This window comes from Acidimicrobiales bacterium, assembly GCA_035316325.1.
In the GTDB taxonomy this organism is placed as follows: Bacteria; Actinomycetota; Acidimicrobiia; order Acidimicrobiales; family VFJN01; genus DASXTK01.
The window spans coordinates 1-12,258 of sequence record DATHJB010000126.1; the positions used below are offsets into that span (position 1 = coordinate 1).

The window sequence follows — 12,258 nt, forward strand, 5'->3', positions numbered from 1 at the left end:
GCCGTGGTGCAGTCCGGGCTGTGGGACGTCGCCGACCGCCGCATCCCCGACCACGGCGAGTGGGTGCACATCGGCCAGGAGGTCTACGACGACTACCTGCGCTCGGAGATGCTAGACGTCGTCGACGTGCTGCGCGACCAGGGCATCGTCACCGTGTGGCTGACGTCGCCCATCCCCGACTGGACCCTGGTGCAGCCCCGCCTGCCCGACCGCCCGCCCGAGTTCGCGCCGGTGCGGACCGAGCGCTACAACACCATGATCCGGGAGCTGGCCGACCGTGAGCAGGGGGTTGTCGCGGTCGACCTGGAGGCGTACACGTCGTCGCTGTCACGTGACGCGCTCCACCGCCTCCGCGACGACGGCATCCACTGGACGCCCGAGGGCAGCCGCGTGATCGCCGAGTGGCTGGGTCCCCAGGTGGTGGTCAGCGTCTCGACCGAACGCCAGCTCGAGGCGGCGGGCGCAGCGGGTGCGCCGAGCCCGGGCTAGGGCTAGGGCTAGGGGGTGTCCTGGTCGCTCAGTCGCCGAGACGGCCGGTGGCGTACTCGCAGGTCACCCGCCAGGCGACCTCGGGCTCGAGCTGACCGGCCAGGCACAGCTCCACGTTGGCCAGGGCGAAGCCCAGCAGGCCGGAGCTGGCGGCCACCAGGTCGTCGGCCGGGAGGCCCGAGGCGGCCATCAGGGCGGCCAGCTCGGAGGCGATCTGCACGCGGGTGGCGATGGCCGAGGCCTCGACCGTCTCGTCGTGGGCCACCCACGGGTCACGGAACAGCAGGCGGTAGGCCGACGGGTTCTCGTCGAAGAACGCGAAGAGCGCGCCCAGCAGGTGCTCCATGCGGGTGCGGGGCGAGAACGGGACCTTCGCCGCGGTGCACAGCCGCTGCTGGAACTCGGCCAGCAGCTCCTGCACCACGCTGACGAACAGCTGCGGCCGCCCGTCGGGGAAGTAGTGGTAGAGCAGGCCTTTCGACACCTTCGCGGCGCTGGCCACCTCGGCCAGGCCCGACTGGGCGTACCCGTTCGCGGCGAAGACGTCGCGGGCGGTGGTCACGATCTCTGCCCGCCGCGCCTCTGGGTTCTTGCGGATGCGCTTGTTCGCGCGCTGTCCGCTGTCCGTTGCGCTGGCGCTCACGGAGTGAGAGTAACGCATGTCACCGGTCTGAGCTAGTAGGGGACAATATTTCGACCAGGTGGGGGTACATGATCAATAAAGACGCTTGACATTGACCTCGGGGATCTCGATACTGACGCTTGCTGAGGGGATGTCTGGGGGAACCGATGGCGTCGAAATGTCGCGAGTCTGAACTGGTCGATCTCGTCCGCGGCCGAGTCCGAGGGCGATGCAGTCGACACGGCGAACGTGCCGCTCATGCGGCGTTCTCGCTGGGGGGATCCATGGTGGGCGGCGCGGTTCCGACCGCTGCCGCGCCGCCCACCGTGGCACACGCCCTGGCATCCGATCGGCTCGAGACGCGGGGAAGCACCGCCTCGCGGCTCGCCGAGCGCAGGGACGAGCTGTGGCCGGAGGTCGCACCGGCCCAGCTCTCCCCGCGCGCACAAGTTCCCGGGCGGACGTCCCGGCCGCAAGCGGTTCCCCCGCGGCCGGGCGTTCGGGAACTGGTCTGCCCTCGCCAGCGCGACCCTCGGGCCGTGCTCGTCACGATCCGCCGGCTCGTCGCCGAGATCGTGGGCGAGGAGGTCGAGGTCACCCGCCACACCTCGTTCGGCTACGACGTCGAGCTGGAGAGCGGCGAGCTGGTCGGCCTGGCCCGCCGCCTGCGGGAGACCTACGGGCCGGACGTCGACGTGATGGCCTGGTTCGCCGAGCTCGACGTCGACGACCTGGTGGCGCTCACCGCCGGTGAGGTCACCGATTTCGTCGTCTGGTGCCTCGACTGAGCCGGGGGTGCGACCGAGATGGGCCGCTTCCTGTTCGTCGTGCCGCCGCTGGCCGAGCACCTCCGGCCGACCCTTGCCGTCGGCCGTGAGCTGACCGCCCGGGGACACCGGGTGGCCTGGGCCGGGCACCCCGAGGTCGTCGAGGCGCTCCTGCCCGCCGACGCCCTGTTCCTCCCGGTCGACACGGCCGTGCCCCGCCACGTGCGCCGGGCGATGGCGCTGCAACCCCTGTCCGGCCGGGGACTCCGGGGGCCGGCGGCGCTGAAGACCCTGTGGGAGAACGTCCTGCTGCCGCTGGCGCACAGCATGGTGCCCGGCGTGCGCACCGCCGTGGAGGAGTTCGCGCCGGACGTCGTGGTCGCCGACCAGCAGGCGCTGGCCGGGGGCGCCGTCGCCCAGCTGCTGCACGTCCCGTGGGCCACCACCACGACCACGTTGGTCGAGCTGGCCCACCCGCTGGGCACGATGCCGCTGGTCGCCCGGTGGATCCGCGGCCTGCTGCTCGACCTCATGATCGACGTGGGGATCGACGACGAGGAGGCCGTCAACGTCGACCCCCGCTTCTCGTCGCAGCTGGTGGTGGCGTTCACCACCGAGGCGCTGGTGGGTGCGTCAGTGCTGCCGAAGCGATCGTGGGTGTGCGTCGGGCCGTGCCTCGATGAGCGGGCCGCCGACGCCCCCTTCGCCTGGACCTGGCTCGACGGGCGGCCGCTGGTGGTCGTCGCCCCGGGCGGGCGCCCGGGTGCCCACGGGCCGGGCGAGGGCTTCCTGCGGGTCGCCGTGGAGGCGCTGGCGGGGATGGACGTCCAGGCCGTCGTGGTGGCGCCGCCGGAGCTGCTGCCGTCGCCGCCGGCCAACGTGGTGGTGACGCCCGACGTGCCGTCGTCGGCGCTGCTGGCGCTGGCCGCCGTCGTCGTGACCCACGGGGACCACGGCACGGTCGGGCGGGCACTGGGCCACGGGGTGCCGCTGGTGGTGGTGCCGCTCCACGACGACCAGCCCGTCGTCGCCCAGCAGGTGGTCCTGGCCGACGCCGGCGTGCGTCTCCGGTTGGGTCGGGTGCACGCCGCCGGGCTGCGCGTGGCGGTCGAGGCGGCACTGTTCGAGCCCCGTTTGCGAGCAGGAGCCGCCAAGGTGCGCGACTCTTTCGCTCGTGCGGGCGGAGCGAGGCGCGCGGCGGATCGGATCGAGGGCTTGGTTGGAACGACACTGACGGCGCGGGAGTCGGCATGAGCGAGCTCCACGCCGAAGCGCCGCACCTGGACGAGCGGCTGATCATCGCGCCGCGGGCAGGCGTCTTCCATCCGTTCCTCAGCGAGCTGCCCATCACCGACGTCGGGCGGATCATGGCCGGCGAATCGATCGGGATGCTGGTGCACTCCGGCGAGAAGAGCATGGTCGAGAGCCCCTTCGACGGCGTCTTCCGCGGCCTCCTGGTCCTCCCGGGCGAGCGCGTCCGCCAGGGCCAACCTGTCGCTTGGGTCACCTGGCTCGCCACCTGACCCCACCCCCGCTCGAGGTGGGGTGGGTTCGGGAGGTGGCGTGGGTGCGCTACAACGTGGGCATGACCGCGCGGCCTCTCTCCGCGATCGTGCTTGCTGCTGGCCATGGCACACGCATGCGTTCGGCTCGTCCGAAGCCCCTCCACCTCCTCGTCGGCCGGCCCCTCGTTCGTCACGTCCTCGATGCCCTCGCCGACTGCGACGTCGACCGGGCGGTGGTCGTCGTCGGCCACGGCGCCGAGGTCGTCACCAAGAAGTTGCAAGAGGACATGGGCCCGTTCCCGCTCGACTTCGTGGAGCAGCACTACCAGCGCGGCACCGGCGATGCCGTGGCCGTCGGGCTCACCGGGCTCCCGGACGACGACCTCGACGAGGCCGAGGACGGCGGCGACGTGCTGGTCCTCCCCGGCGACACGCCGCTCCTGCGGCCCATCACGCTCGCCGAGCTGGTGTCGGAGCACCGGATGTCGGGCGCGGCCTGCACCGTGCTGAGCGCCCGGCTCGACGACCCCACCGGCTACGGCCGGGTGGTGCGCGACAAGGACGGCCGGGTGCGGCGCATCGTCGAGCAGCGCGACGCCGACGAGACCGAGCACGCGATCGACGAGATCAACACCGGCATCTTCGTGTTCCGGCGCGGCCTGCTCGCCCCTGCCCTGCGTCGCCTCACGCCCGACAACAGCCAGGGCGAGCTGTACCTGACGGACGTCGTCGAGGTGCTGGCCGACGCCGGCTACCAGGTGGTCGCCAACATGGCCGGTGACCCCGAGGAGACCCACGGCGTCAACGACCGGGTCCAGCTGGCCCGGGCCGAGGTCGAGCTGCGGCGCCGCATCAACGAACGCTGGATGCACCTGGGCGTCACCATCGTCGACTCGGCGGCCACCTACATCGACGCCGACGTCGTGCTGGCCACCGACGTCACCCTGTGGCCCGGCACCGTGCTGCGGGGGCAGACCTACGTGGAGCACGGCGCCGAGATCGGCCCCGCCACCGACCTGCTCGACTCCCGGGTGGGCGACGGGGCGCGGGTGTTCCGCAGCGTGGGGGTGCAGGCCGACGTGGGCGACAACGCCGTGGTCGGCCCGTTCGCCTCTCTCGTGCCTGGTGACAGGATTCCTCCCGGGACCAGAACCGGGCCGTTCTATGCTGCGAGCGACGTGTAAGCACGGCGGTCGGAGAGCGAGAGCCGATATATGGACCCGGCAAGTGTCAGGAAGCTGCATGTGGTCTCGGGAAGGGCCAACGAGCCCCTGGCCCGTGACATCGCCGATCACCTGGGCATAGAGCTGGGGGACACGCAGCTCGGCAACTTCGCCAACGGCGAGATCCACTGCCGCTTCGGCGAGTCGGTCCGGGGCATGGACGTGTTCATCATCCAGAGCCACGGTGCCAGCGGCCACGGCTCCATCAACGACGCGCTGATGGAGCACCTGATCATGGTCGACGCCGCTCGCCGCGCGTCGGCCCGCCGCATCACCGCGGTCATGCCGTTCTACGGCTACGGGCGCCAGGACCGGAAGGCCGAGGGCCGGGAGCCCATCACCGCCAAGCTGGTGGCCAACATGTTCGAGGCCGCGGGCGCCAACCGGCTCATGTCGGTCGACCTGCACTCCGGGCAGATCCAGGGCTTCTTCGACCAGCCGTTCGACCACCTCGTGGCCATGCCGGTGCTGATCGAGTACCTGGAGGCGCACGCCGGCGACGACCTGGTGGTCGTGTCGCCCGACGCCGGCCGGGTGAAGGTGGCCGAGCGCTACGCCAACGCCCTGCACGCCGACCTGGCCATCGTCCACAAGCGACGGGTACGGGGCGCCAAGAACGCGGTGGAGGCCAAGGAGGTGGTCGGCAACGTCGAGGGCCGCACCTGCGTGCTGATCGACGACATGATCGACACCGCCGGCACCATCTGCGCCGCCGCCGAGCAGCTGGTGGAGCGGGGCGCCGGAGCGGTCTTCGCCGCGGCGACGCACGGTGTGCTGTCGGGCCCGGCGATCGACCGACTGAAGAACTCGGTGATCACCAAGATCGTGGTGACCGACACCCTGCCGCTGCCGTCGGAGAAGCAGATCGACAAGCTCGAGGTGCTCTCCGTCGCCCGGATCATCGCCGACGCCATCGACGCGGTGTTCCAGAACACCTCCGTCTCCGAGATCTTCGGCGGCCACAACCAGAACTGACATCCTGCTCACGGCCCGCTCCCTCGTTCTGGTCGCTCGAAGAGGTCGGGTGGTCGTCCGGGTGGTCGGCTCTGGATGACTCGTCCGGTGGGTGTGGTGATCTTGTAGGTGCCGTCGGGAAGCAACTTGGCGTGCCACCCGGGTTGGTGGACGAGGTGGTGATGGCGGGAGCATTCCAACACGAGGTTCCCGAGCTCGGTCGATCCGCCGCGGTTCCAGTGTTCGACGTGGTGGGCTTCGCACCATTGCGGTGGCCGGTCGCAGTCACCGAAGCGGCAGTGGCGATCGCGTGCCACGAGGGCGTTGAAGAGGCTGGCGGGGACGGTGCGGGTGGTGGTGCCGTAGTCGAGGATGCTGGAGCGGCCTTCGGTGATGACGCGGTGGACTCCGGCGTCACACGCCAATCGCAGGATGGTGGCAGAGTCCACCGTGGTGCCGTCGGGTAGCCAGCCGGTGGCTTCGTCGTCGGCGTCGATGTCGTCGAGGTCGAGGAACACGTTGAGGTGCGGCCGGTGCCGGCCCCCGCGGTGGGTCTGTTGGTGGTCGAGGAAGTACCGCAGGATGTCGACCAGCGCGTCGGCCCGACGTTCCGCGGGCGTCCGCTCCGGCTCCCCGTCGACGTCATCAGTGGCCGCCAACCGCAGGGCGGTCTCGGTGATGGCACCGGCTTCGGGGTCGAGTGATCCGGAGAGCTCGCGGCGGCCGTTCATCGTCCGCGACACATGGAGGTGCCGTTCGGGCCGCGCGGGTTCGGGGTCGGTGGGGTCGATCAGCGAGTCCTTCGCCGCCTGGGCCCATGCCTGCATCGCCGTGGCCACATCGGCCACGGACATCGCCGCCAGCGTCGGCACCAGATCGGGTTCGGCCCACGCGAACAACGGGGTGATGGCGTCGTTGAGGTTCACGACGATGGCCTGCACCTGCCCCGACGACAGCGTCCCGTTCCGATACGCCTCGGCGAGCACCGGCAGGTCACCTAACCGCCGCGCCGTCCGCGCCATCCCATGAGCATTCCGAGCGCTGCGACCGGTCGACTTGAGCCACGCGGTCATGTTCACCGCACCCGACTCGCGCCAGGCCTCGGCGCGGTCGAAGTCGCCCACTGCGGTGGTGACGGTGGCGTGCAGCTGGTCGAGCAGCCCGAGGCAGTCGGTCAGGGCGACCGGATCGACGGGGATGACGAGCTCCCGGATCGCTGTCGCCAGTGTGTCTCTGACCGTCTCGTACATACGTCGTACCGTACATGTGTTCCCCTCCTATAACCACCATTTTCCGGGGCTTCTCCGGCATCCTTTGGAGATGACTCGGACGGCGGGGGACGCGGTGCGGAACGCTCACGAGTGGTTCGAGGTGAACAGCGGGTGGGCCGAGCCGGACGTCGAGACGCTGGCCGACTGGTCGGCCGACGGGGTGTGCCGGGCGCCGGACCACTGCCTCGTGCTGCCCGACGGATGGTGCCGGCACGGGCTGGCGTCGTGGCGGCTGATCCTGGCGGCGGAAGGGCGTTAACCCAGGTTCTGGCGGGCGATCCAGCGGAGGTCGGGGTCGTCCGACGACGCCAGCTCCTCCAGCAGGGTGAGGTCGCCGGTCACCGCGAGCGTGGCGCCGAGGGTCTGGCGGAGGGTCATGGCGTCGTCCCGGCGCCGGCGCTCGGGCGGCAGCGACCGGTAGGCGGCGACGGCCCGGCGCTGGACCTCGACGGCGTCGCGGGCCGCCGGCTCGGAGCGGACCAGGCGGGGCTCGGCGACAGCGGCGGCCGCGGCCAGGACCACCAGCGGCGCGGGATCCGCGGCCCACGACCGGAGCGCTTCGACGGTGCGCGGCCAGTCGGCCTCCAGGAGGCGTTGCAGCGCCTGGGCGACCGTCTCCCGGACCGGCCGGCGGTCGTCGGTGGCGCCCCGGCGGAGCTTGGCGATCTCGTCGTCCCACCAGTCCGGTCGGACGGCGCCGACCTCGCCGTAGGCGGCGTAGGCCGCGCCGGCGAGGATCGCCTCGGGATCGTCGCCGGGGACCGGCAGGGCGGCCCAGCCGTCGAGCAGCGACTCCAACGCCGCGACCGGAGGGTCGGGTCGGGTGACCATCGCACCGACGGCCTGCGCGAACCGCGGCACCAGGCCGAGGTTCAGCGTGGTGCGGAGCTCGGAGACGTCGCCGGTGGCCAGAGCCTCGGCCAACAGGGCGTCCAGCTCCATGGTCAGGCGCTGGCGATGCCCTCTTCGAGGATCGAGAGGGCGCGGGCGGTGGGGGTCTCCACGGTGACGACCGGGGGGCCGGTGAGGCCCGCGACCGCGACCGGCAGGCGCTCGAACAGCGACTCCGACAGGGACTTCACGTCGACCTCGCCCGGCTCCGCCGCGGCGGCCTCGCCGAGGACCTCCTCGATGTCGTCCATCACCGCGCCCGCCTCGACCACCGGAGCGACCCCGATCGCCGGCGCCACCGCCATGACCTCGGCGCCCTCGGCAGCGGTCCGCAGCTCGGCGGCCGCGGCCGTGATGGTCGACGTGAGCGACGAGTTGGCGTCGGCCAGGACAGCGTTCGCGTCGGCCGTCTGGGCGGCGTTGAGCTTCTCCAGCTTGGCGTTGTGGGTGGCCTCGGCGGCGGCGATGCGGGCGTCGACCATCCGCCCCGCGGCCGTCCAGATGGCGGGCGACGAGGCGCCGAGGAACACCGCCCAGCCGAAGGTGGCCGGGTCGGACGCCAGGGCTTCGAACTCCGCCGCCGTGTCGGCGTCGCCCACCAGTGCGTAGTACACGAGCAGCAGCGCCACGGCGGCGATGCCCGACGACGCCACCCGGGCCAGGAACCCCAGGTCGATCACCGGGCCGAAGGGGCGCCGGGGATCGGCGTCGCCCTCCTCCTTGCTCATCGCCGAGGGGGCCGGCAGCTCCAGGCGGCCCCGTCCCAGCAGGATCTCCAGCGCCAGGCCGCCCACGGCCCCGGCCACGTAGATGCTGGCCCAGTCGTTCACGTCGATCGGCACCTGGTCGATCGCCACCCATGGCGCCACCACGACGCCCACGCCGAGAACCCAGGCGAACAGGTGCGCACCTGCCTTGCCGATCGCTGCTCCCCGCCCTGCCATGTCCGCTGCACCTCCGTCTGCGGCACACCGCCGTGCCGTGCCGGCGCCGACAGTACTTTGCCGGTGCGCGGCGGAGGGCCACTAACCTGGTCCGACTTCCCCCCGATCAACTGATGCGCTCCGGCGTGATCTCTGAAGTAGGAGTCTCCGATGGCTGAGATCGTTCTGACGGCCGGTACCGGCCGTACCACTGGTTCCGCCGCCTCCCGCCGCCTGCGGGCCGAGGGCAAGGTCCCCGGCGTGGTGTACGGCTCCGGCGTCGACCCCACCGCCGTGACCGTCGTGTGGCGTGAGCTGCGCCAGGCCCTCACCACCGACAAGGGCCTCAACGCGGTCATCGAGCTCGACATGTCCGGCGTGACGCACCCCACCATCGTCAAGGACCTGCAGCGCCACCCCGTGCGCCGCGACGTGGTCCACGTCGACTTCCTGGTGGTCGAGCGGAACAAGCCGGTGGCGGCCGAGGTGCCCATCCAGCTCGAGGGCGAGCCCACCCGGGTGCTGCAGGAGCGCGGCGTGGTGGCGCAGGAGCTGCACATGCTCACCGTGCACGCCATCCCGGCCGACATCCCCGGCCACCTCACGCTCGACATCTCCGAGCTGGAGATCGGCATGACCATCACGCTCGCCGAGGTGACCCTGCCCCGCGGCGTCACCACCGACGTCGACCTCGAGCAGGCCGTCGTCAGCGCCCAGGTCACCCGGGCCGTCGGGGCCGAGGCGGCGGAGGGCGAAGCCGCCGAGGCTGCCGCCGGCGAGGAAGGTGCCGAGGGCGAGGGCGAGGCCGCCGACGGCGAGGGCGGCTCCGACTCCTCCGACGACTAGCGCGAGCGCATGTCGATCTTCGGTCGTAGGGGTGCCGCTGCCGAACGGCGCGGCACCCCGGCCGACCTGCTGGTGGTCGGCCTGGCCAACCCCGGCAGGGACTATGCCGGCACCCGCCACAACCTGGGCGCCGAGGCCATCCGGCTGGTGGCCGAGCGCCACGGCGGGTCGTTCCGCAAGAGCCGTGAGCGGGCCGACGTCGCCGAGGTGCGGGTCGGCGACCAGCGGCTGGTGCTCGCCATCCCGCACACCTACATGAACCTGTCCGGCGAGGCGGTCCAGCTGCTGGTGAAGCGCCACGGCATCGACGACCCCGAGCGGCTGGTGATCGTCCACGACGAGCTCGACCTGCCCGCCGGCCGCGTGAAGGTGAAGCAGGGCGGCGGGCTGGCCGGGCACAACGGGCTGCGGTCGATCAAAGCGCACCTGCACACCGACGCCTTCCTGCGGGTCCGCATCGGTGTCGGCAAGCCGCAGAGCAAGGAGCAGGGCGCCGACCACGTGCTGAAGCGCCCCGGCAAGAAGGAGCAGACCGAGCTCGACATCGCCGTGGTCGAGGCCGCCGACGCCGTCGAGATGATCCTCGACGACGGCGTCGGGGCGGCGATGAACCGCTACAACACCCGGGCCTAGGAAAATGTGCACCTGGTCGCACGGATTCCGTGCGTTCCTGTGCACATTTCGCCGGGCTTAGGTCGCGAGGCCCGACAGCAGGAACGCCACCGTGTCGTGGGTGCCGCTGACCAGCGAGGCGTCGTCGCCCGACCCCAGCCAGCTGGCGGTGACCGACGAGATCGCCGCCAGCACGATCCACGCCACGAAGTCGGCCTCGTAGGCGGACGTGAACTCGCCCGATGCCTGGCCCTCCCGCACGACGTCGGCGATCAGGCCCAGGAGCTCGGGCGGGTGGGCATCGGACATGTCGGCGATGGTGGCGCTGCGCATCCACTCGCGGGCCATGTCCCTGGTGGACGTCCCGCTGAGCCCCCAGGCCGTGGTGATCTCGTCCTGCACGACCCACAGCTGCTCGGTGGCGGTGGCGTCGGGCAGGCCGTCGAGCCGGCGGGCGATCTGGTCGGTGAGGCGCCGGCTGAACTCGCCCAGCAGGCCGGCCTTCGAGCCGTAGAAGCGGAAGAACGTGGCCCGCCCGACCTCCGCCTTCTCGCAGATCTCCTCCACCGTGACCTCGCCGTAGGGCCGGGCGGAGAACAGCTCGACGGCGGCCTCGAAGATCCGGTCCCGGGTCCGCCGCTTCTTCCGCGCCCGCAGCGACGACTCGGCCGGGACGGCGGTCACGCCAGCACCTCCTCGCGGGTGGGGCCTTCCGGTGGGGGCGGCGTCGCCGGCGCGGGGCGGGCGACGATCGGGGCCACGGCGCTGAGGAACTCGCCGTCGGCCATCAGGTCCTGCGGCAGCAGCAGCAGGTTGAACAGGCGCAGGATGCCCCGCCCGATCACCGGGTCGTTGCCGCCGTCGGCGACGATGCGGGCGAACACGTCGGTCAGGGTCTCCCGACCGGGCTCACCGGGCCCGACGGGCTCCCTCGGGGGTCGCCAGGCGTCCATCTGCACCGCCGCCTGGTACCAGGGCTCGACCTCCCGGGCCGACCCCTTCTCGTAGGCGACGACCCGGGCCGCGGGGTCATCCGGGTGGGCGACGAGCGCGTCGGTGAGCAGCGTCGCCTGGACGAAGGCCAGCGCGCAGCCCCGCCCGTACAGGGGATTGGTGCAGGTGTGGGCGTCGCCGACGGTGTGGAACCCGGTCACCAGCGGCGCCCCGGCGGCGTCGACGAAGCGCCGCAGCCGGTTCACCAGGCCGCCCATCGGCAACACGGGGCCGAGCGGCTCCATCGGGCTGTCGGTGAACAGCTGGCCGGGACCGGCGAGCATCCGGCAGGTCTGCTCGAACCGGTCGGGGTCGGCGAGGGCGGAGCGCAGCTCGGAGTCCGTGCCCCGCACCGCCAGGGTGATCGAGAACGTGCCGCCGTCGCACGGGACGGCCAGGTACTTGAGGTAGCCGAGGTCGCCGCCGAGGCGGGGCGGCAGCTCGGGCACGACCCCGGAGCCGTCGACGTCGAGCTGCCGGTACCAGCGGGTGAGGTACACGAGGCGGGTGTCGTGCTCCTCCTCGGGCACCACGACGCCCAGCTCGCCCAGCCAGCGGGGCACGTCGCCCCGGCGCCCCGTGCAGGCGGCCACCGTCGAGGCCGGCAGCACCTCGCCCGACTCCAGACGGAGCCCGGTCACGTGCGGCACCTCGCCCGCCCCGCCCAGCCCGGCCGCCGACTCGGCGACGACACCCGCCACCGCCGCGCCGCCGCGCAGCTCGACGTTCGGTTCGGCCAGCACCGCCCGGCGCAGCACCCACTCGAGGGTCGTCCGGCGCACGGCCAGGATCGCCAGGTCCTCGTCGCCGGGGCGGGGGTCGCCCAGGTCACGCGTCAGCGGCAGGGGACGGGCGCCGGCCGCCACCAGGGCGTCGAGCACGTCGGGGAAGCGCTCCCGCAGCACCAGCGTGAGGCGGGCCAGGAACCCGTGGCCCTGGTGCACCTGGGGCGCGCCGCGGCGGGTGGCCCCGAAGGCGGCCTCGGGCGAGTCGGCGACGGGCGCCGGGTCGCGCTCGACGACCACCACCCGGGCGCCCTGGCGTCCGGCGGCGAGCGCCAACGCCATCCCGGCGACACCGCCCCCTGCGATCACGAGGCTGTGCTGCTCGATCCCCTGCACCCGGCCGTCCCTCCCTTGGAGACTGATACCTGAGTCTCATA

The 12,258-nt window shown here is 72.3% G+C and carries 15 protein-coding genes; 9 read left to right on the top strand and 6 right to left on the bottom strand.

The features are described 5' to 3' along the window. Nucleotides 1-489, top strand: a 489-nt coding sequence (locus tag VK611_16480; protein HMG42931.1) for a hypothetical protein, incomplete at its 5' end; no start/stop codon positions are given. Nucleotides 490-517: 28 nt separating this feature from the next. On the opposite strand, the gene VK611_16485 is transcribed toward VK611_16480, so the two are convergent. After that, nucleotides 518-1,132, bottom strand: a complete 615-nt coding sequence (locus VK611_16485; protein ID HMG42932.1) for a TetR/AcrR family transcriptional regulator — start codon at nucleotides 1,130-1,132, stop codon at nucleotides 518-520. A 518-nt stretch (nucleotides 1,133-1,650) separates the two neighbouring features. On the opposite strand from VK611_16485, the gene VK611_16490 reads away from it, so the two are divergent. From VK611_16490 to VK611_16510, 5 genes are all read left to right on the top strand, one after another. Then, complete coding sequence (locus tag VK611_16490) at nucleotides 1,651-1,899, top strand: phosphopantetheine-binding protein (GenBank protein HMG42933.1); 249 nt, start codon at nucleotides 1,651-1,653, stop codon at nucleotides 1,897-1,899. A gap of 18 nt (nucleotides 1,900-1,917) precedes the next feature. Then, nucleotides 1,918-3,132 carry a nucleotide disphospho-sugar-binding domain-containing protein gene (locus VK611_16495; GenBank protein HMG42934.1) on the top strand — a complete coding sequence of 405 codons (1,215 nt, stop codon included), beginning with the start codon at nucleotides 1,918-1,920 and terminating at the stop codon, nucleotides 3,130-3,132. Next, nucleotides 3,129-3,401: a hypothetical protein gene (locus VK611_16500; GenBank protein HMG42935.1), complete on the top strand. Its 273-nt coding sequence runs from the start codon at nucleotides 3,129-3,131 to the stop codon at nucleotides 3,399-3,401. Before VK611_16495 ends, VK611_16500 begins: the two co-directional genes overlap by 4 nt. 62 nt (nucleotides 3,402-3,463) lie before the next feature. Next, on the top strand, nucleotides 3,464-4,567 hold the full coding sequence (locus VK611_16505) for an NTP transferase domain-containing protein (protein HMG42936.1): 1,104 nt from the start codon (nucleotides 3,464-3,466) through the stop codon (nucleotides 4,565-4,567). A 30-nt stretch (nucleotides 4,568-4,597) separates the two neighbouring features. Then, nucleotides 4,598-5,581, top strand: a complete 984-nt coding sequence (locus tag VK611_16510) for a ribose-phosphate diphosphokinase (GenBank protein HMG42937.1) — start codon at nucleotides 4,598-4,600, stop codon at nucleotides 5,579-5,581. Between the two features lie 8 nt (nucleotides 5,582-5,589). On the opposite strand, the gene VK611_16515 is transcribed toward VK611_16510, so the two are convergent. Continuing rightward, on the bottom strand, nucleotides 5,590-6,810 hold the full coding sequence (locus tag VK611_16515; protein HMG42938.1) for a DUF222 domain-containing protein: 1,221 nt from the start codon (nucleotides 6,808-6,810) through the stop codon (nucleotides 5,590-5,592). A gap of 70 nt (nucleotides 6,811-6,880) precedes the next feature. Between VK611_16515 and VK611_16520 the strand changes: the two genes are divergently transcribed. Continuing rightward, entirely contained in the window at nucleotides 6,881-7,090 is a 210-nt protein-coding gene (locus tag VK611_16520; GenBank protein HMG42939.1) for a hypothetical protein, read from the top strand. On the opposite strand, the gene VK611_16525 is transcribed toward VK611_16520, so the two are convergent. Continuing rightward, a complete protein-coding gene (locus tag VK611_16525; GenBank protein HMG42940.1) occupies nucleotides 7,087-7,773 on the bottom strand; it encodes a hypothetical protein in 687 nt (228 codons plus the stop codon). The genes VK611_16520 and VK611_16525 overlap by 4 nt on opposite strands. Before the next feature lie 2 nt (nucleotides 7,774-7,775). Continuing rightward, complete coding sequence (locus VK611_16530) at nucleotides 7,776-8,666, bottom strand: hypothetical protein (GenBank protein HMG42941.1); 891 nt, start codon at nucleotides 8,664-8,666, stop codon at nucleotides 7,776-7,778. A 150-nt stretch (nucleotides 8,667-8,816) separates the two neighbouring features. Between VK611_16530 and VK611_16535 the strand changes: the two genes are divergently transcribed. Both VK611_16535 and pth read left to right on the top strand, forming a co-directional pair. Further along, the gene (locus tag VK611_16535; protein ID HMG42942.1) at nucleotides 8,817-9,491 is read left to right on the top strand and encodes a 50S ribosomal protein L25; all 675 of its coding nucleotides are present in this window, start codon (nucleotides 8,817-8,819) and stop codon (nucleotides 9,489-9,491) included. 9 nt (nucleotides 9,492-9,500) lie between these two features. Then, on the top strand, nucleotides 9,501-10,124 hold the full coding sequence (pth, locus tag VK611_16540; protein HMG42943.1) for an aminoacyl-tRNA hydrolase: 624 nt from the start codon (nucleotides 9,501-9,503) through the stop codon (nucleotides 10,122-10,124). 57 nt (nucleotides 10,125-10,181) lie between these two features. Here the strand turns inward: pth and VK611_16545 are convergent, their stop codons facing one another. Continuing rightward, nucleotides 10,182-10,787 carry a TetR/AcrR family transcriptional regulator gene (locus tag VK611_16545; protein HMG42944.1) on the bottom strand — a complete coding sequence of 202 codons (606 nt, stop codon included), beginning with the start codon at nucleotides 10,785-10,787 and terminating at the stop codon, nucleotides 10,182-10,184. After that, on the bottom strand, nucleotides 10,784-12,217 hold the full coding sequence (locus VK611_16550) for an FAD-binding protein (GenBank protein ID HMG42945.1): 1,434 nt from the start codon (nucleotides 12,215-12,217) through the stop codon (nucleotides 10,784-10,786). Before VK611_16550 ends, VK611_16545 begins: the two co-directional genes overlap by 4 nt. Between the last annotated feature and the right edge of the window lie 41 nt (nucleotides 12,218-12,258).

Excerpts from the sequence above, each read along its gene's own strand:
- VK611_16495 (HMG42934.1), top strand. The coding sequence starts at position 1,918 with ATGGGCCGCTTCCTGTTCGTCGTGCCGCCGCTGGCCGAGCACCTCCGG.
- VK611_16500 (HMG42935.1), top strand. The coding sequence starts at position 3,129 with ATGAGCGAGCTCCACGCCGAAGCGCCGCACCTGGACGAGCGGCTGATC.
- VK611_16505 (HMG42936.1), top strand. The coding sequence starts at position 3,464 with ATGACCGCGCGGCCTCTCTCCGCGATCGTGCTTGCTGCTGGCCATGGC.
- VK611_16510 (HMG42937.1), top strand. The coding sequence starts at position 4,598 with ATGGACCCGGCAAGTGTCAGGAAGCTGCATGTGGTCTCGGGAAGGGCC.
- VK611_16515 (HMG42938.1), bottom strand. The coding sequence starts at position 6,810 with ATGTACGAGACGGTCAGAGACACACTGGCGACAGCGATCCGGGAGCTC.
- VK611_16520 (HMG42939.1), top strand. The coding sequence starts at position 6,881 with ATGACTCGGACGGCGGGGGACGCGGTGCGGAACGCTCACGAGTGGTTC.
- VK611_16525 (HMG42940.1), bottom strand. The coding sequence starts at position 7,773 with ATGGAGCTGGACGCCCTGTTGGCCGAGGCTCTGGCCACCGGCGACGTC.
- VK611_16530 (HMG42941.1), bottom strand. The coding sequence starts at position 8,666 with ATGGCAGGGCGGGGAGCAGCGATCGGCAAGGCAGGTGCGCACCTGTTC.
- VK611_16535 (HMG42942.1), top strand. The coding sequence starts at position 8,817 with ATGGCTGAGATCGTTCTGACGGCCGGTACCGGCCGTACCACTGGTTCC.
- pth (HMG42943.1), top strand. The coding sequence starts at position 9,501 with ATGTCGATCTTCGGTCGTAGGGGTGCCGCTGCCGAACGGCGCGGCACC.